The 16908-nt window shown below is 70.7% G+C and carries 14 protein-coding genes and 1 pseudogene; 8 read left to right on the top strand and 7 right to left on the bottom strand.

The features are described from left to right. Positions 1 to 367 precede the first annotated feature (367 nt). Entirely contained in the window at positions 368 to 1231 is an 864-nt protein-coding gene (locus Q4F04_RS10505) for a DUF4167 domain-containing protein (RefSeq protein ID WP_303369780.1), read from the top strand. Positions 1232 to 1531: 300 nt separating this feature from the next. Here Q4F04_RS10505 and rsmA read toward each other — a convergent pair whose 3' ends face one another. From rsmA to lptF, 6 genes are all read right to left on the bottom strand, one after another. Then, the gene (gene rsmA / locus Q4F04_RS10510; protein WP_303369781.1) at positions 1532 to 2386 is read right to left on the bottom strand and encodes a 16S rRNA (adenine(1518)-N(6)/adenine(1519)-N(6))-dimethyltransferase RsmA; all 855 of its coding nucleotides are present in this window, start codon (positions 2384 to 2386) and stop codon (positions 1532 to 1534) included. Between the two features lie 64 nt (positions 2387 to 2450). Beyond that, complete coding sequence (pdxA, locus tag Q4F04_RS10515; protein WP_303369782.1) at positions 2451 to 3422, bottom strand: 4-hydroxythreonine-4-phosphate dehydrogenase PdxA; 972 nt, start codon at positions 3420 to 3422, stop codon at positions 2451 to 2453. Between the two features lie 10 nt (positions 3423 to 3432). Beyond that, positions 3433 to 4776: a peptidylprolyl isomerase gene (locus Q4F04_RS10520; protein ID WP_303369783.1), complete on the bottom strand. Its 1344-nt coding sequence runs from the start codon at positions 4774 to 4776 to the stop codon at positions 3433 to 3435. A gap of 46 nt (positions 4777 to 4822) precedes the next feature. Further along, positions 4823 to 7168 carry an LPS-assembly protein LptD gene (locus Q4F04_RS10525; RefSeq protein WP_303369784.1) on the bottom strand — a complete coding sequence of 782 codons (2346 nt, stop codon included), beginning with the start codon at positions 7166 to 7168 and terminating at the stop codon, positions 4823 to 4825. After that, positions 7168 to 8286: an LPS export ABC transporter permease LptG gene (lptG, locus tag Q4F04_RS10530; protein WP_303369785.1), complete on the bottom strand. Its 1119-nt coding sequence runs from the start codon at positions 8284 to 8286 to the stop codon at positions 7168 to 7170. Before lptG ends, Q4F04_RS10525 begins: the two co-directional genes overlap by 1 nt. Further along, positions 8283 to 9422 carry an LPS export ABC transporter permease LptF gene (lptF, locus tag Q4F04_RS10535; protein WP_303369786.1) on the bottom strand — a complete coding sequence of 380 codons (1140 nt, stop codon included), beginning with the start codon at positions 9420 to 9422 and terminating at the stop codon, positions 8283 to 8285. Before lptF ends, lptG begins: the two co-directional genes overlap by 4 nt. Before the next feature lie 142 nt (positions 9423 to 9564). Between lptF and Q4F04_RS10540 the strand changes: the two genes are divergently transcribed. Both Q4F04_RS10540 and Q4F04_RS10545 read left to right on the top strand, forming a co-directional pair. Then, positions 9565 to 11184, top strand: coding sequence for a leucyl aminopeptidase (locus Q4F04_RS10540; protein WP_303369787.1), 1620 nt, complete (start codon positions 9565 to 9567; stop codon positions 11182 to 11184). Positions 11185 to 11191: 7 nt separating this feature from the next. Beyond that, on the top strand, positions 11192 to 11641 hold the full coding sequence (locus Q4F04_RS10545) for a DNA polymerase III subunit chi (RefSeq protein WP_303369788.1): 450 nt from the start codon (positions 11192 to 11194) through the stop codon (positions 11639 to 11641). Between the two features lie 130 nt (positions 11642 to 11771). Here Q4F04_RS10545 and Q4F04_RS10550 read toward each other — a convergent pair whose 3' ends face one another. Further along, a complete protein-coding gene (locus Q4F04_RS10550) occupies positions 11772 to 12347 on the bottom strand; it encodes a TIGR02281 family clan AA aspartic protease (protein WP_303369789.1) in 576 nt (191 codons plus the stop codon). Positions 12348 to 12571: 224 nt separating this feature from the next. Between Q4F04_RS10550 and Q4F04_RS16015 the strand changes: the two are divergent. The 5 genes and pseudogenes from Q4F04_RS16015 to Q4F04_RS10575 all read left to right on the top strand — a co-directional run. After that, a pseudogene (locus Q4F04_RS16015) lies at positions 12572 to 12724 on the top strand (twin-arginine translocase TatA/TatE family subunit); the annotation flags it as partial. Positions 12725 to 12931: 207 nt separating this feature from the next. Continuing rightward, entirely contained in the window at positions 12932 to 13450 is a 519-nt protein-coding gene (gene tatB / locus Q4F04_RS10560; RefSeq protein WP_303369791.1) for a Sec-independent protein translocase protein TatB, read from the top strand. A 3-nt stretch (positions 13451 to 13453) separates the two neighbouring features. Continuing rightward, positions 13454 to 14308 carry a twin-arginine translocase subunit TatC gene (gene tatC / locus Q4F04_RS10565; protein ID WP_303369792.1) on the top strand — a complete coding sequence of 285 codons (855 nt, stop codon included), beginning with the start codon at positions 13454 to 13456 and terminating at the stop codon, positions 14306 to 14308. Continuing rightward, a complete protein-coding gene (locus tag Q4F04_RS10570; RefSeq protein ID WP_303369794.1) occupies positions 14298 to 15140 on the top strand; it encodes an ATP-binding protein in 843 nt (280 codons plus the stop codon). Before tatC ends, Q4F04_RS10570 begins: the two co-directional genes overlap by 11 nt. A gap of 199 nt (positions 15141 to 15339) precedes the next feature. After that, positions 15340 to 16386, top strand: coding sequence for a FliM/FliN family flagellar motor switch protein (locus tag Q4F04_RS10575; RefSeq protein WP_303369793.1), 1047 nt, complete (start codon positions 15340 to 15342; stop codon positions 16384 to 16386). The last annotated feature ends 522 nt before the right edge of the window (positions 16387 to 16908 follow it).

A 16908-nucleotide genomic window follows, 5' to 3' on the forward strand; every position in this document is an offset into this window, starting at 1 on the left:
TGCGGTCGAGATCGGGCCGACGCAGGCCGCGGCTGTCAGCGGGATTTTCGCGGCGCGCGGGATGCAGCAGATCGGCCTCTGCCGCGATCTTGACGGGCGCGACCGGGTGGTTCTGGCGCGCGATCCGGGCTGATCGGCTGCATTTTCAGGTGAACGACCCGTGTTTTCGGGCGATTTCTCTTGCCAAGGGCAGTCTCGCGTGGTTAGCAGGCGGCGTGACAGGGGCATGACGCCCCGCACGGGTCATCCGCACACACCGTTGCCGGAGCGTTCCGCGAATTGCCGGGCCACTGTCCCGGCCCTTGCCGCAGCACCGCGACCCCAACCGCATCCAGGCGCCCGGCGCCGGACCAAGAACATTGGCACGATGAGATCTTCCAAGTCCCGTTCGCGCAACAAGTCCCGCAACAATCCGCGGTCGCTTGGCAACATCGTCAACCGCGTCTTCGACAGCTCGGGCCCGGAAGGGAAGGTCCGCGGCACCCCGCAGCAGATCATCGAGAAATACCTGGCGCTGGCCCGCGACGCGCAACTGTCGCACGACCGCGTGGCCGAGCAGAGCTTTCTGCAGCACGCCGAGCATTACACCCGCATGCTGGGCGAGGCCCAGCGCGAGCAGGCCGAGCGCCAGGCCCAGTTCGGCGGCCAGCAGCCCGGCCTTGACGGGCGCGAGGAGCAGCGCAACGGCCACCATTACCAGGGCAACCAGCCGCAGGGCGAACGTCGCGAGGACCGGGGCGAGCAGCGCGATACCCGCCGGGAGGACCGCGGCGACAACCGCCAGTCCCGCCGCGACGATCGCGAGGGCCGCAATGACCGGCGTGACGAGCGCGAGGACAACCGCCGCGACGAACGCCCGGCCGTCGAACGCGTGACCGAGGCCCCCGCCGAAGCCGCCGCCGAGATCCTGCCTCTGCCCCCCGCCGTCGAGACGCCTGCTGTCAAGGCGCAGCCCTCCGAGGCGCAGGCGGATGCGGCGCCCGGCGAGGATGCCGCCCGGCCCGAGCCTTCGCAGCCCGACCTTCCCGGCCTGCCCGAAGCGCAGGGCGACGGGAATGCGGTGCCGGTGGAAACGCCCGAAAGCCGCGACGAGCCCGCGCCAGAGCCTCAGGCGGCGCCCCCGCGCACCCGCAAGCCGCGGGCCACGGCTCCGCGCCGCGCCGCGCCGCGCCGCCGCACCGAGGACGGCGAGGCTGCGGCCGTCGCCCCCGAAGCTGCCGGGGAAGAATAAGGCACCAGGACTGCGGGAGTGCGCGCATGACGCGCCTCTTGCGGCACCGCGTTCTGGCGCTGCTGCGCCGCGGACGCTGATTTCAGCATAAGTTCATGAACCCCTGAGGGTCTTGTGCCTTGGATGGCTGGGCCGAGATGTTGTCCCGTGTGGCCTTCTTGTGCCTGTTACTCGATTGTTCAGCCGGGCACTTGTCAAACGTCGGCAAGGGCTTTCCTGCAGGGCTGTGTGCAAGAGAGCCGCCGCAACCGGACCTTTGTCAGCTTTCTTGCCCCTGATTGTTCAAGAGGCGCCGAAGGGTCAGCCCCTGCCGCGCGCCGCCGCCAGCGCGCGGGCGAGGGTGCAGAAACGTTCCAGGTCGATTTCTTCCGCACGGGCGGTCGGCGGGATGCCGGCTTCGGCCAGAAGCGTCTCGATCTGCGGATGCAGGCCGCGCAGCGAGGCGCGCAGCATCTTGCGGCGCTGGTTGAAGGCGGCGCGGGTGATCTCCTCCAACAGCTTCGGATCGGCCGGATAGCGCGGCGCGGGCAGGGCGATGAGGTGGACGACCGCCGATTCGACCTTGGGCGCGGGCACGAAGGCCTGCGGCGGCAGGGTCAGGACGATCCGCGCCTCGCAGCGCCATTGGGCGAGGATCGCGAGCCGGCCGTAGTCCTTGCCGCCCGGTTTCGCCACGATGCGCTGCGCGACCTCTTTCTGGAACATCAGCGTCAGTGATTGCCAGAAAGGCGGCCATTCGGGTGGGGTCAGCCAGCCGACCAGCAGTTCCGTCCCGATGTTGTAGGGCAGGTTCGCGGCGATGCGGACCGGGGGTGTGATATGGGCAAGCGGGTCGATCTCCAGCGCGTCGCCGTGGATCACCGTCAACCGGCCGGGGTAGGCGGCGGCGATTTCCTGCAGGGCCGGGATGGCGCGGGGGTCTTTCTCGATCGCCAGAACGTGGCGCGCGCCCTCGGCCAGCAGCCCGCGGGTCAGGCCGCCGGGGCCGGGGCCGACCTCGATCACGTCGCATTGCGTCAGGTCGCCCGCCGCGCGGGCGATGCGGGCGGTCAGGTTCAGGTCCAGAAGGAAGTTCTGGCCAAGCTGCTTTTTCGCCCGCAGGTCGTGGCGGGCGATGACCTCGCGCAGGGGGGGCAGGCCGTCGATCGCGCTCATGCGGCGCAAGCCGGGGGTTTCACACCCCCGGACCCCCGTGGGATATTTCTGCAAAGAAGAAATCTCATATCGCGGTCCGGTTTCGCGCCATCTGCCAGGCCATGCGCAGCGCGGCGATGGTGCTGGAGGGATCGGCGCGGCCTTGCCCCGCGATGTCGAAGGCGGTTCCGTGGTCCGGCGAGGTTCGCACGAAGGGCAGGCCAAGGGTGACGTTGACGCCGCCCGCGAAGTCCAGCGTCTTGATCGGGATCAGCCCTTGGTCGTGGTAGCAGGCGACCGCCGCGTCGTGGCGGGCGCGGGCGGGGGCGTGGAACATCGTGTCAGCGGGCAGGGGGCCGGTGACCTGCAGGCCCTCATCCGCCAGACGCCGGCAGAGGGGGGCGATCCAGTCGCGTTCCTGCCGGCCCATCGTGCCGCCCTCGCCCGCGTGGGGGTTGAGGCCGGCGACGGCGATGCGGGGGGTGGCGATGCCGAAGTCGCGGACAAGGCCCGCGTGGGTGATGCGGATCGTGCGCTCCATCAGTTCGGGCGTCAGCGCCTGCGGGACCTGTTCGAGCGCGATGTGGATCGTGGCGGGGACGACGCGGCAGGGCGGCTCAACCGTGGTCGAGGCCAGCATCATCACGACCTCGGCCCCGCTCGCCAGATGGGCGAGGTATTCGGTATGGCCGGGAAAGGCGAAGCCCGCGCCTTCCTTCAGCGCCTGCTTGCTGATGGGCAGCGTGCAGATGCCGCCCGCCTTTCCCTCCATCGCCAGAGTCACCGCGCGGGCGATCACGTCGATGACGCCCTGCGCATTGGCGGGGTCGGGATGGCCGGGGGTCGCAGGGGCGGCGAAGTCGTGGCGCAGGACGGCCAGCGTGCCGGGGGCAACCGGATCGCCGGGCGCCGTGACCTCGGCCCAGACCGTGCCCGCGGGCAGGTGCCGCGGGTCGCCCAGCCAGACGAAGGGCACCCCCGCAGCCAGCGCCAAAGGGGCGAGTTCCGGGCCGATGCCCGCGGGTTCGCCGCAGGTCAGGATCAGCGGCGGGGTCACGGGCGCCGGCTCATGGGCGGCGCATCAGCGCATCGGCCCGCAGTTCGGCCAGGTAGGCATCGGCGGCCGCGTTGACCTTGCGGTTGAAGATCACCGCCCGCACCTCCTCGCGCGTGCGCAGCGGCGGGTCGCCGGTGGTGGCGACGCCCGCCGCGGCGGCTGCATCGGCGGCGGCGTTCGCGGCATTCGGCGCCTCGGCGGCGCTGGGCGGGGGTGCCTCGCGCCGCGGGGGCACCGGCAGGCCGGGAAGGGTGGTCGGTTCGGCCGTGTCGGCGATCAGCGTCGGCGTGCGGCTGCAGAGCATCACCAGCCGCGCGCCCCCGCCGTAGTCGATCACCGTGCCCTCGTTGCGGTCGAGCGAAGCGATGCGCTGCGCCACGTCCAGCGGCACTGCCGACAGGGGTTGCGTCTGCCGCCGGATCACGTCGCCGGCAAAGCGGTTGGCCTCGACGAAGACCTGTTCGCAACTGTCGGCGACGGACAGGATGCGCGCACCTTCCGCGGCCGAGGGCAGGGCAAGCTCGACGTAGTCGACGGTCTGCGATTCGGCCCCCGCGCGCAGGCGGCCCTGCGTCTGGCGCAGGAAGAACAGGACCACCGCGCCCTGCACGGGCAGCGGCTGGCTGATCGAGCCCGAGGGCATCTGCAGGATGATGTCGCGCAGGCCCGGCGCGAGGTTCGCCAGCGGGGTCCAGGGAAGCTGCCCGCCCTGCGGCGCAGTCGGCACGGCCGAATACTGGCGCGCGGCGGCGGCGAACTGCGCCTCGGTCGTCACCGAGCCCGACAGCCGCTGCGCCAGCGCCAGCGCGGACTGTTCCTGTCCGGGCGGGGCGGGGATCACCAGTTCCGACAGCAGGACCTGGGTGACGATGGGCGTCTCGATCTCGCGCGTCAGTTCCTGCTCGACCTCGCGGTCGCTGACATCGATGGTGGGCACGATGCGCTGCCGGACGACCTCGCGCCAGGCGACGCCGGTGCGGACGAAATCGCGGTAAGCCTGCCGCTCGACCCCCTCGCGGCCAAGCGCGGCGGCGAATTCCTCGATGCCGAGCCCGGCGCGGCCCGCGAATTCGGCCAGCCCCGCTTCCAGCCCCTCGTCGGTGACGGCGATGCCCAACTGCTTTGCGGCGTCCATCTTCAGCCGATCGTCGATCAGCGCCTGCAGCGCGCCCTCGCGGTCGGCGCCGGGGGCGCGCAGGATCTGCATGAAGCGGATGCGCTGATCCAGCTCATACTGCGTCACGGCCGAGTTGTTGACATACACCACGGGCGACAGCGGCCCCGTCTGGGCCAGCGCGGGCAGGGCCGCCGCCAGAGCCACCGCCATGGTCGTCGCGTGAAGAATCCGCCGCATCGTCGCCCCGTCCTCAGGTCTTGCCGTTCTGTTCTTGCGGGCCAACCTAGCGCAGGCAGGACCGCCGCGCCACCGTCGCCACGCCATCGGCGCGCGAGCGCCCGAAGCCGCCCAGCCGCACCGACAGCCCCACGTCCGTGTCCGCCCGGACCGTGTCCGACGAGGTAAAGCGGCGCGACACCGACAGGTCCACCGTCACGCATTCGTTGCGGTATTCCAGCCCCAGTTCCGCCTTCTGCGCCCGGTCGGCGGCAAAGTCGTAGCGGGTCTCGGCCGTCGCCCGCCAGCCTTGGGCCACCTGCCAGCCGGTGGTGGCGGTCAGTTCGGACACGTCGCGCGGGCGGCCTTCCTCGGTCCGGGCGTCGATCCACAGATAGCCCGCAGAGAGTTCAAGGCCGGGGCGCAGCCAGCCCACGCGCAATTCGTCACGGTGGATCGACAGGTCGCTGTCGAACAGCGCCCGGTTGGCGACGGCAAGGCCGCTGGAATCGGAATAGGTCGCGGACAGCAGCCAGTCGGACTGGCGGCCGGACAGCACCTCGCCGCCGCGTTCAAAGGCGGGGTCCGGGTCGTTGCGCAGCACCCGGCCCGCCGTCACCCCCAGCGACCAGCCCGCTGGGTCGATCCGCGTCCATGTCAGCCCGAGGTTCGCCCGCAGGCCCCCTTCCACCGCGTCGCGCCCCGGCAGGCGGTCCAGCGAAAACAGGTTCCCCTCATCGAACTCGATCAGGCGGGAATCCTCGTTCGGCACCTCGTCCTCGTTGTCCAGTTCCGGCGACCAGACGACCTGCAGCACGGGTTCCAGCAGGTTTGCGGCCCGGCCGCCCCGCGACAACAGCGGCCAGCGCAGCTCGATGGCGCCGACTGGGGTCGCGCGGGCCTCGGTCGTGTCGAAGCGGCTGTCGTCGCGGATGCGGTAAAGGTCCGCGTCCAGCCGCCCCTGCATCGCCGCGACGATTCCAAAGGGCAGGATCTCGTTGCGCTGCCAGTCCAGCCGGGCCGAGCCGCGGGCCATGTCGCGGCCCTCGATGTCCTCGCCCGAACGGCGCCGATGGGCGTGGACGGACAGTTGCAGCCCGCCCTCGCCGCCGATCAGCGCAGGGCGGAACCGCCGTTCCCACAGCGCGTCGGCGACCAGGTCGGGGAAGGCCGCGTTGTCCTCCTCGTCACGCAGGGCCTCGTAGCGGCCGACGCGGGCGGTCACCAGGCGGTCGCGGGCGACACGGTCCAGCGTCACCCCGCTCCACAGCCGGTCGGCGTCGGTGATGTCGTAATCCAGCAGGTAGGGGCGGTCCGAGGCGGTCTGAAGCTGCAGCCCCAGCAGGTAGTCGCGCCGCAGCCGGAAGGCGGCGTTCGCGAAAAGATAGCCGCGCGTCCCCGAGGCCAGGTCGTCGTCCGAGATCGCGCCGTTGATCTCGGTCGCGCCGTTCACGAAGGCCTGCCGGTAGCGCAGCCCCAGCGTGGCGGTGCGGCTGGCCGAGACATAGGGCGTCAGCGTCAGGTCGGCGCTGTCGCCCAGGGTGATGAAATAGGGCAGCATCACCCCGAACCCCAGCCCCGAGGTCGTGCGGAAGCGGGGGGCCAGGAAGCCGGTCATCCGCTCGACCGTGGGATCGGGGGCGGACAGCGCGGGCAGGGTGGCGATGGGCAGGCCGAAGGCGCGGAACTGCGGGCGGTCGAAGTGGATGCGGCGGGTTTCGGCGTCATGGGTGATCCGGCGCGCGCGGATCTCCCACAAGGGCGTGGGGTCCGAGGCGCAGACCTGGCAGGAGGAGGCGACCACATGGGTCAGCGTGGTCATCCGGCCCTGCCCCGTGCGGCGCACCTCGGCTGCGGCGAACTGCAGTTCGCGCGCCAGCACCATCCGGGCGCCGGTCAGCAGCCCGTCCTGCAGGTCCTCGTCCAGTTGCGCGGCGTCGGCGATCAGGATGACTTCCGATTGGGTGCCCTCGGTCCCCGGCTCGGTCAGTTGGATCGGCCCCTCGATCGCCAGCGTACCGGCGTTGCCGTCATAGATCACCCGCTCGGCGATCAGCCGCGCGCCGCGGAACCAGATCACCACCCCGCCCGAGGCGGTCAGCACCCGGTCGCCCGACAGATCGACGTGATCGGCCAGAAGCGTGGCCGCGTCATCGGGCTCGGGCGGCGTCTCGGCCCGCGCGGGCGGCCGCCGGGGCGCGATCACCACGGGCAGCGCGGTGAAGCTTGTCCCGTCGGCCAGCCGGTCGCCCCGCCGGTTCGTTTCCGTCGGCGCCAGCGCCGGCCCGCCCCTGCCGACGAAGGGGACCGGGGGCGCGGTCATGTCCGTCTGCGCCGCGGCGGGTGCCGCCAGCGCAAGGCCGATGGCCAGCGCGGCCGTGCTGCGGCGAAGAAGGCAGGCAGGCGCGGTCATCATTCCTCCAGCCGCAGAAGAGCGGTCAGCGCCAGCAGCGCCGCGATCAGCGGGGGCGCGAAGGCGGCGAAGGCGGGCGGCACCTCGCCGGCCTCTCCCAGAACCTGCGTCAGGTTGCGCAGGAAGAACAGCCCCACGCCGGTGACGAATGCGGTCAGCACCAGCATTCCGCTGCGCCGCCCGCGCATGGGCCGCATGGTGAAGACCGCGGCCACCATCACCATCGCCCCCATCAGGAAGGGCCGGGCGATTTCCATCATCAGCCAGACCTTGTGGCGCAGGGCGGAAAAGCCCGCGCGTTCCAGTCCCTCGATGAAATCGGGCAACTGCCAGAAGGGGACCGCCTCGGGCGCGCCGAAGCCGTCGCGGATGCGGGCGGCGGTCAGTTCCGTGGGCAGCGTCATGCCCGGCAGCGCCAGCGCCGCGCTTTCGGGATTGGCGCTGCCGAGCCGCCATTCCTTGACGCCCATCAGCGCCCAGGCGCCGTTGATGAGCCGCGCCGACTGCGCGACGATGCGGCGGACCGGGCCTTGCGTCGCGTCGAAGACAAGAAAGGTCGCGTTGTAAAGCGTGGTCGCGTCGGGGCTGGCGCGGCTGGCGCGGATCACGATCTGGCCGCCGTCAGGCCCGGTCCCGGCCGAGCCCGCCGGCACCCCCTGCCGCAGCCAGACCGCGCCGCGGCCCAGCGAGACGGCCTGCGGGACCTCTCCGCTGGCCCGCGCGGCGGCCTCGTCGTAGCGCTTGGTGGTCGCGGCCACCATCGGGTTCATCACGCTGACGAGGATGGCGCCCAGGACCACCGCCGTGATGACGGGGGCGGCCACGATCCGCAGCCCCGATCGTCCGGCGGCGCGGATCGCCACCATCTCGGATGTGCGCGACAGGCCCAGGAACAGCGCGATCCCCGCAAGCAGGGCGATCAGCGGCAGGATGGCATAAACGCCCTCGGTGATGTTCAGCGCCGACAGGCCTGCCGCCCCCGCAAGGCCGATGTCGTCGCCGCCGAAGCGGCGGATCTGCTCGACGATGTCGATGAGGAAGAGGATCGCCACGAAGACTGCCGTCACCAGCAGAAATTGCCGCAGGAAGCGTTGGGCGACATAGCGTTGCAGGATCATGGCGCGACCTCGGCTTGGTCCGCCCCGCGCAACCGCCGCGGCCGGGCCGCCACCCACAGCGCCGCCATGACCATGGCCGCGCCCGCAATCGCGGGCACATACAGCAGAGGCCAGCTTTCCGGCGTCTTCGCCGCGCGGCTGGCGGCGGCGGTGGACAGGAAATGCACGAAGAGCAGCGCCACCACCGCCCAGATCACCTGCCGCCAGACGCCAAAGCGCGAGAAGCCGCCCAGAAGCAGCATGGAAAAGCCCAGCAGCGCCCCCACCGGGGCCAGCAGGGGCTGGGCCAGCCGCTCGTGCCCCTCGGTCCGCGCCCGCTCGGCCGAGGCACCGGTCGCGGCCAGCAGCTCGGGGTCGGGGTTCAGCAGCCGCGGCGTCGAATAGTCGCGCAGGTCGCGCCCGCGCCGCGCGGTGACAGAAAACAGCGCGCCGATGTCATAGGTGAGGTCGGCAAAGCGCGTGGTGGACAGGCGCGGCTCGGCCCCCGGCGCGCTGCGAAGGGTCTGGACCATGCCGCGCGCCATCACCAGCCGGGGGCCGGTCTCGCCGCGCAGGACCAGCGCCTCCTCGGCGGTGTAGATGGTCTGGCTGCCGGGGTTGCGCGCGTCTTCCAGAAACAGGTCGATCAGGCGGCCGTCGGGCGCGATCTCGCCGATGAACAGGGTCACGCCGTCGCCGGGATGCTGGAAGCTGCCCGCGCGCAGGAAGCGGGCGGAAACGTTTTCCGCGATGTCGGCCTGCCGCTCGGCCAGCCGGGCGCGGGCCATCGGCACCAGCCCATGCGCGAGGATCGCGACCATCAGCCCGACCAGAAGCCCGAAGACCAGCGCCGGGCGCGCCAGCCGCCATGGCGACAGCCCCGCCGCCTGCATCACCGTCATCTCGGATTCGGACGCCAGCCGGTTCGTCCCGTAGGCCGTGGCCGCGAAGGCCGCCACCGGCAGCACCAGCGCGATCACCACGGGCAGGGTCAGGGCGGTGAATTCCAGCACCACCAGCGCGGTCTGGCCGTCCTGGATCAGTTGCTCGAACAGCCGCACGGCGCGGTTGATCCAGTAGACCGACACCAGCACCAGCGCGAAGAACCCGAACTGGGTCAGGAACTGCGACAGCATGTATCGGTCGATGCGGGTCATGTCCCATCCTGACTGCGGGTCCGTCCTGATTAGCCGGGCGAGGGGTCCGGCGAAAGCCCTTCGGGTCGGTGCCCGGCCGGTCTGGTCAAGGCGGCGGGCGGGGCTTAGGCTCGGCCAGGCTCGCGCAACCGAAGGCTTCCCGATGACCCATCCCGTCGAAATCCGTTTCATGCCCGCCGCCGATGCCGATCTGTCGGAACGCGAGGGGCGGCTTGCCCTGATCGTCGGCGAGCGCGACCAGTTGCCCAAGGGGCTGCCGGGCCCTGTCCGAAAAAGCCTGTCCCGCGCGCTGGGGTCGAAGGCATGGGCCGAGGTCAAGCCGGGCGGCGCGATGGAGATCGCCTTTCCCGCGGGCCTTGCCGCCGATGCGGTGCAGCTTGTCCGCCTGCCCCGCCGCGCCGATGCGGCGCTGGCGCGCAAGGCCGGGGCCGCCATCGGCGCCCGCATGGGCAAGGGCGAGGTCACGGTGGTCTGCGACCCCCGCACGCCGGTGGCCGACCTGACGCTGGGGATCGCGCTGCGCGGCTATGACTTTCCGGCCTACAAGTCCTCGCCCCAGCCCGAGGCCGAGACCGAGACCGAGGAGACCGCCGGCGACCTGCCCGCCGCCGCGCCGCAAAGCACCACCCACGGCGCCGCGCCCGACGCGCGGCTGAATGACGCCGCGGGTGCCGAGCCCGAGCCGGGCACGACCGGAAAAACCGCCGAGCCGCCGCAGCCGGAAAAGGCCCGCGTCACCGTCCTTTGCGCCGATCCCGAGGCGGCGGCGCGCGAGGCGCAGGCGGGCGCCGCGCTGGCCGAGGGCGTGTTCTTCACCCGCGATCTGGTGAACGAGCCCGCGAACGTCCTGACCACCACTGATTTTGCCGACCGCCTGCTGGCAATGCGCGAGCTTGGCCTCGAGGTCGAGGTGCTGGACGAGGACGAGCTTGCGCGTCTGGGGATGCGGGCGCTGCTGGCCGTGGGGCAGGGGTCGGAAAGCCCGACCAAGGTCGTGGTCATGCGCTGGCAGGGCGGCGGGGAGGAAGCGCCCTTCGCGCTGGTCGGCAAGGGCGTCGTCTTCGACACCGGCGGCATCTCCATCAAGCCCGCGCAGGGGATGGAGGAGATGACCATGGACATGGGCGGCGCGGGCGTCGTCGCGGGCGTCATGCGGACGCTCGCGCTGCGCCGGGCCAAGGCCAATGTCGTGGGTCTGGTCGGATTGGTCGAGAACATGCCCGACGGGCGGGCACAGCGGCCGGGCGACATCGTGCGCTCGATGAAGGGCGACAGCATCGAGGTCGTGAACACCGACGCCGAGGGCCGCATGGTCCTGGCCGATGTCCTCTGGTATGCGCAGGACCGCTTCCAGCCCTCTGCCGTGGTGAACCTCGCCACCCTGACCGGGGCGATCATCGTGGCGCTGGGACATGACAAGGCGGGGCTGTTTTCCAACGACGACGCGCTGGCGGGCGACCTGCTGAAGGCCGCGGATGCCATGGGCGAGGGGCTGTGGCGGATGCCCCTGGGGCCGGCTTACGACGACCTGATCAAGTCGCGGCTGGCGGACATGAAGAACTCGGGCGGGCGTCCTGCCGGGTCCATCACCGCGGCGCAGTTCCTGCAGCGCTTCATCCGCAAGGGTACGCCCTGGGCGCATCTGGACATCGCCGGGGTGGCGCTGCCGCCGGGCGAGACCACGCTTGCCCCCAAGGGGCCGACCGGCTGGGGGGTGATGACGCTGGACCGCCTGATCCGCGACCGTTTCGAGGCGGAATGAGGCTCCTTTGGGCAACGCGCTGTTCTATCACCTGACCCGGTCCACCGCCGAGGCGCTGGTGCCGTCCCTGGCGGCCAAGTCGCGGCAGGCGGGCTGGCGGGTGGAACTGCGCGGCACCGATGCCGCGCGGATGGCGCGGCTGGACGAGATCCTGTGGCAGGGCGACGGCTTCCTGCCCCATGGCTTGGCAGGCGGGCCACATGACGCGCTGCAGCCGGTGCTGCTGACCGTGGCCGGGCAAGGGGAGGCCAGTGGCGCCGACTGCCTGATCGCCATCGACGGCGCGGCGGTCGATCCGGCGGAATGCGCCCCGATGCAGCGGGTCTGCGTGGTCTTCGACGGCAACGATCCGGCTGCTCTTGATATAGCCCGCGGTCAGTGGCGGATGCTGACGGGAGCGGGCGTGGCTGCGGAATACTGGTCCGAGGCCGGAGGGCGATGGGAGAAGAAGCGGTGATGCGGGACAAGCTGCGCTTTGGCATTGGCTGAAGCCTCGGACCGGGGCTCTGCCCCATCGTCGTATAGGGCGAGGGGGCTGGCCCCCGGTGCGGCGCCGGTCGCACAGGCGGCGGTGCCCTCGGGCGGCCTCAGCGTTCCAGCACCAGCGTGCCGCCCTCGAAGCCCACGCGGGCGAATCGGCCGAGGTAGTCCATGCCCAGAAGCGAGCGGTCCACCTCGCCCCGGATCACGATGGCGGGCACGTTCTGGTCCACGATGTCGCCGATGGCCACGCTGTCCAGCCGCACCGTGGCGGTCGGCACCAGCCCGTTCGCCGTGCGCGCCTGGCCCGCGAAGACCAGCCGGTCAAGATCGATGCCCACCCGCCCTGCATCGCGAGGGCTGAGCGCCATGGAGGAGGCCCCCGTGTCCACGACAAAGCGCACGGGCACGCCATTCAGCTCGGCCGTCAGGTGGAAATGGCCGTCCGGCCCGATGGGCACCTCGATCCGGGTCGGGCTGACCATCGCCTGGCGCGGCAGGACCTGACGGCGGATGTCCTCCCACAGCCCGGCCGCCGCGATCACCGCGACGAAGATCAGCGCCCAGGCCATCACCGCGCGCGAGGTCGAGCCGGCGTTGCGGCGGAACTCGACCACAACGAACCCGCCCAGCGCGAAGACCAGCAGCAGCAGGAACATCAGTCGGGCGGGATCGACGCTCATGCGGCGGGCTCCTTGTCGGGCGGATGGCGCCGATCTGGGGTCGGCGGCGGCAAAGCGCCAGCCTTCTGGCCGGATTCAGGGGGAAAGAAAGGCGCCTGCGACGCTCTGACCTGTGACCGCAAAGGGTCTTTCGGCCCGGCCCCCATATCCTTATATGCAGTGAAGCGGCCGCTCATGCCCGAGCGTCCGCGCCGGGCCCCGCGGCCCGACAACGGAGAGAGACGATGCACGCACCTTCACCCATGGCGCTTCTGCTGATCGCCATCGTCGTCCTGGTCCTGTTCGGCCGGGGCAAGGTCTCGTCCCTGATGGGCGAGGTCGGCAAGGGGATCACCGCCTTCAAGCGCGGCGTGCGCGACGGCAGCGAGGAAATCGAGCGCACCGCCGACGCCACGACCGAGCGCGCCGTTACCGCCGAACGCACCGCCGACGATCTGGAACGCGCCGCCGCCAAGGCCCGCGCCGAGGCCGAGCGCATCCAGGCCGAGGCCGACGCCGCCCGCGCCCGCCGCGCCGAAGGCCTGCGCGACGTGACCCCGCGCGACACCGACCGCCTGTAAGTCGAACAGGCGCACGGACAAGTCATGCTGGATGTCGGCTGGACCGAGCTTCTGCTGATCGGGGTCGTCGCGCTGATCGTGATCGGCCCCAAGGATCTGCCGGTGATGTTTCACACCCTAGGCCGGATCATGGCCCGTGCCCGCGGCATGGCGCGCGAGTTCTCCTCGGCGATGGAGGACGCGGCCAAGGCCTCGGGCGTGCAGGAGGCGACAAAGGAATTGCGCGACCTGCAGAAGCTGACCAGCACCAAGTCGATGGGCCTGGACGCGCTGGGCCGCGCCGCCGACAAGTTCGAGAAATGGGACCCGCTGCAGCCGGTGCGCGAGGGAAAAGAGGGAAAGTCCGCCATCCCCGATCCGTCTGCGCCCAAGCCCCCGAAACCCGAGGCGGGGGCGGAGCGCGCCCCCGCAGCTTCCGCCCCCAAGCCGGAGCATAAGGCCGCGGCCCCCGCAGCCCCGCCCGCCACGGGCGCGCCCTCGGCCGGGGTGCCGCAACCCGGCGCCCGCCGGCTGCACGCCGTCCGCCGCACCGACCGGAGCTGAGGCTTGGCCCAACGTCCTGACGACATCGACGACAGTTCCGCCCCGCTGATCGAGCATCTGGCCGAGCTTCGCACCCGCTTGATCTGGTCGGTGATGGCCTTTGTCGGCGCCGCCATCCTGTGCTATTTCGTCTGGAAGCCGATCTTCGACTTCCTGACCCATCCGATCTGCGGGGCGCTGGCCAAGCGCGGGCAGGAATGTGGGCTGATCATGCTGAAGGTGCAGGAAGGCTTCTTCCTCGCCATGCAGATCGCCATGTTCGGCGGCTTCATCCTTGCCTTCCCGGTGATCGCCTATCAACTGTGGCGCTTCATCGCGCCGGGGCTTTATCGTTCGGAAAAGAACGCCTTCCTGCCCTTCCTGATCGCCTCGCCGGTGATGTTCATGATCGGCGGGGCCTTCGCCTATTACATCATCCTGCCCTGGGCCTTCGACTTCTTCCTGGGCTTCCAGAGCGGGCCGCTGGACCTGCCCGACGATCCCACCGTCCCGGTCGCCACCGACGACCGCATGGCGGGCATCGTCTTCCAGGGCTCGATCAGCGAATACCTGTCGCTGACGACCAAGTTCGTGCTGGCCTTCGGCCTGTCCTTCCAACTGCCGGTGGCGCTGACGCTGATGGGCAAGGCGGGGCTGGTGTCGGCGGCGGGCCTTGCGTCCATGCGGCGCTATGCGGTGGTGCTGATCCTGGTGCTTGCGGCCATGGTCACGCCGCCGGATGTCATCAGCCAGCTCGTGCTGTTCTCGGTGATCTACGCGCTTTACGAGGTCGCCATCCAGCTTGTGAAGCGGATCGAGACAAAACGGGAAGCGCAGTTGCGCGCAGAAGGATTGTGGGTCGATGTTGATGACGACTGATCCCGCCTTGGCGCGGATCGCCGATGCGCTGGAACGCCTGTCGCCCCCGCCCGCGCCGCCCCCCAGCTTTACCGAGGCCGAGGCCTATGTCTGGCACACCGGCCCCGACCGGCTTGACCCCGTGCGCCGCGTGAACCGGGTGCCGCTGGATCAACTGGTGGGCATCGACCGCGCCCGCGACACGCTGTTGGCCAACACGCTGCAATTCGCCCGCGGCCATGCGGCGAACAACGCGCTTCTGTGGGGCGCGCGGGGGATGGGGAAATCCTCGCTGGTCAAGGCCGTCCATGCCGAGGCGGTGGCGCAGGGTCTGCCGCTGGTGCTGGTGGAAATCGCCCGCGACGACCTCGATTCGGTGGGGCGGCTGCTGGCGATCCTGGCCGAAAGCGACCGGCGTTTCGTGCTGTTCGCGGATGACCTGTCGTTTTCCAGCGACGACGCGCAATACAAGTCGCTCAAGGCGGTGCTGGATGGCGGCCTGTCCGGGCGGCCGCCGAACGTGGTGCTTTATGCGACCTCGAACCGCCGCCACCTGATGCCGCGCGACATGATCGACAACGAACGCGCGACCGCCATCCACCCCGGCGAGGCGGTCGAGGAAAAGGTCTCGCTGTCCGACCGTTTCGGCCTGTGGCTTGGGTTCCACACTTGCGGGCAGGACGAATACCTGGCGATGATCCAGGGCTATTGCGCCGCCTACGGGCTCGAGGTCGATCCCGCCACCCTGCGCGCTGAGGCCATCGAGTGGCAGGCCACGCGGGGCGCCCGCTCGGGCCGGGTTGCCTGGCAGTTCTTCACCGATCTGGCGGGGCGCAGGGGACTGTCGCTCTAAGGTAGGCGGCTTTGGCTGTCTTCCCGGCGCAAGCGGATTTTCAGGTCCTGACCGGGCGGCGCTAACCTGCCGGAAAGGATTCTCCGCCAGATTTGCCGCAGGACACTGGCGATTCGGGCAGGCGATGCAGGGCGCGGCAGAAAACGGGAAAGCGCCGGCGGGCGGATCGGTTCTGCGCCGCCATGTTGCGGCCGCGGCGGTGCGGCGCGCAGCTGCAGGTGCGGCATCCGAAGCGGCGCCCCCGCCCATTGCGTCGGGACGCGGGCTGGACCGGATCATCGCCGGCGCGATCGGCCGGGCGGCGGACCGGGTCCACGGGCTGCGTCTGTTCTTCGACCGGCTGGAATATGGCCGGGCCGCCCTGGCCGAACTGGCCGAGCTTTTCCCCGAACGCGCGCTGATCTCGGTCGTCGAGGGGCCGGGCGAGGCCCTGGGGGTGGTCGCGATCTGCCCCGGCCTGCTGGGCGCGGTGATCGAGATGCAGGCCACGGGCCGCATCTCGGCCCGTGCGCCCCCGGTGCGACGGCCGACACGGGCCGATGGCCTGATCTGCGCCGATTTCATCAACGCCTGCCTTGCCGAACTGGGAGAGGATCTTGTCCTGCCGCCTGATGGAGAGGGACTGCGCGGCTTCCGCTATGCGAGCTTCCTTGACGACCCCCGCCCGCTGGAACTGATGCTGGAGGATGGCAGCTTCCATCTTGTGCAGGTCCGGCTTCGCGCGGGCGAGACGGGGCAGCGCGAAGGCCGCATCCTCATCGCGCTGCCGGCGCGGCCGGAACCGGCCCGGCGTCCCGCAATCGCCATGGCGATGGACAAGCCCGCAGCGGCCCCCGAGGACGCCTCCGGCGCGGGGACCCTGGCCAAGGCGGTCCGCGCGGCTCCGATCGATCTCGCGGGGATCCTGTGCCGCCGCATGATCTCGCTGGGGGAACTGCGGGGGTTGATGCCCGGCGACATGATCGCCCTGCCACCGCATGTGCTGGCGAATGCCAGCCTTGAGACGGCGACGGGACAGGTGCTGTTCCGCGGCAAGCTGGGCGAGCTTGCAGGGCGCCACGCCCTGCGCCTGACGCGCGAGGCAGGGAAACCGGCCGGCCCCGAGGCAAGTGCCGGGGATCGGGGCGACGGCGCCTTGACCGGGCCGATCCGCCGGGATGCAGAGGAACCGCCGATCGCCGACCTGGATGCGCCCGACGAGTTCCGCCACGGGGACATGGAACCGCTGCCGCTGAAAGCAGGCTGATCCGGCGCACGGGCCTGAGCGGCTTGGGTTCTTCGGCTCGCCTGGGCCAACGCGGGAAACCGGAATCATTCGCTCCTGCGCCAACTGCCTTAAGGTTCGGGAGAATACCGGGACTCAGGTGCCGGCTGGTCTACAAGAATGCCGGAATTATCCTGTCGCTGCTGCAGGGCGGGATCACGGGATTGGGGGAACCCGGCCGCTGCGGCGGGCGACTCGCGGCTTCTCCTGTCCGGTCTGTTTTCTGCCTCGCCGAACAGCCCTGGTCTGACCGGGAAGCCATCCGCGCCGATCTGGCCACACCATTGTCCGGTCCGCCTGTGCGTTCTTCATCCCGCACAGTCCATCCGCACCCACCTGTAGCCACCGATTCGGCCGTCCGGCCCGAAGTCTTGTCCGCGAGTGACAGGATAGTCCGGGCAGGCTTACCGCTTGGATCGCGCATGAAGGATGCCCTCGATCCCGCAGGTGCAGGGCCGAGTTGCCTCCCCGTTTACGCAAGCGGTATTCATCCGTGCCGTGCCG

Origin of the sequence: Paracoccus sp. (in: a-proteobacteria) (assembly GCF_030536915.1) — a bacterium.
Classification (GTDB): domain Bacteria; phylum Pseudomonadota; class Alphaproteobacteria; order Rhodobacterales; family Rhodobacteraceae; genus Paracoccus.

Bases quoted from the DNA above. Each gene is read 5' to 3' on its own strand.
- Q4F04_RS10505 (WP_303369780.1), top strand. From the start codon at position 368: ATGAGATCTTCCAAGTCCCGTTCGCGCAACAAGTCCCGCAACAATCCG.
- rsmA (WP_303369781.1), bottom strand. From the start codon at position 2,386: ATGAGCGCGATCGACGGCCTGCCCCCCCTGCGCGAGGTCATCGCCCGC.
- Q4F04_RS10520 (WP_303369783.1), bottom strand. From the start codon at position 4,776: ATGCGGCGGATTCTTCACGCGACGACCATGGCGGTGGCTCTGGCGGCG.
- Q4F04_RS10525 (WP_303369784.1), bottom strand. From the start codon at position 7,168: ATGACCGCGCCTGCCTGCCTTCTTCGCCGCAGCACGGCCGCGCTGGCC.
- lptG (WP_303369785.1), bottom strand. From the start codon at position 8,286: ATGATCCTGCAACGCTATGTCGCCCAACGCTTCCTGCGGCAATTTCTG.
- lptF (WP_303369786.1), bottom strand. From the start codon at position 9,422: ATGACCCGCATCGACCGATACATGCTGTCGCAGTTCCTGACCCAGTTC.
- Q4F04_RS10540 (WP_303369787.1), top strand. From the start codon at position 9,565: ATGACCCATCCCGTCGAAATCCGTTTCATGCCCGCCGCCGATGCCGAT.
- Q4F04_RS10550 (WP_303369789.1), bottom strand. From the start codon at position 12,347: ATGAGCGTCGATCCCGCCCGACTGATGTTCCTGCTGCTGCTGGTCTTC.
- tatB (WP_303369791.1), top strand. From the start codon at position 12,932: ATGCTGGATGTCGGCTGGACCGAGCTTCTGCTGATCGGGGTCGTCGCG.
- Q4F04_RS10570 (WP_303369794.1), top strand. From the start codon at position 14,298: ATGACGACTGATCCCGCCTTGGCGCGGATCGCCGATGCGCTGGAACGC.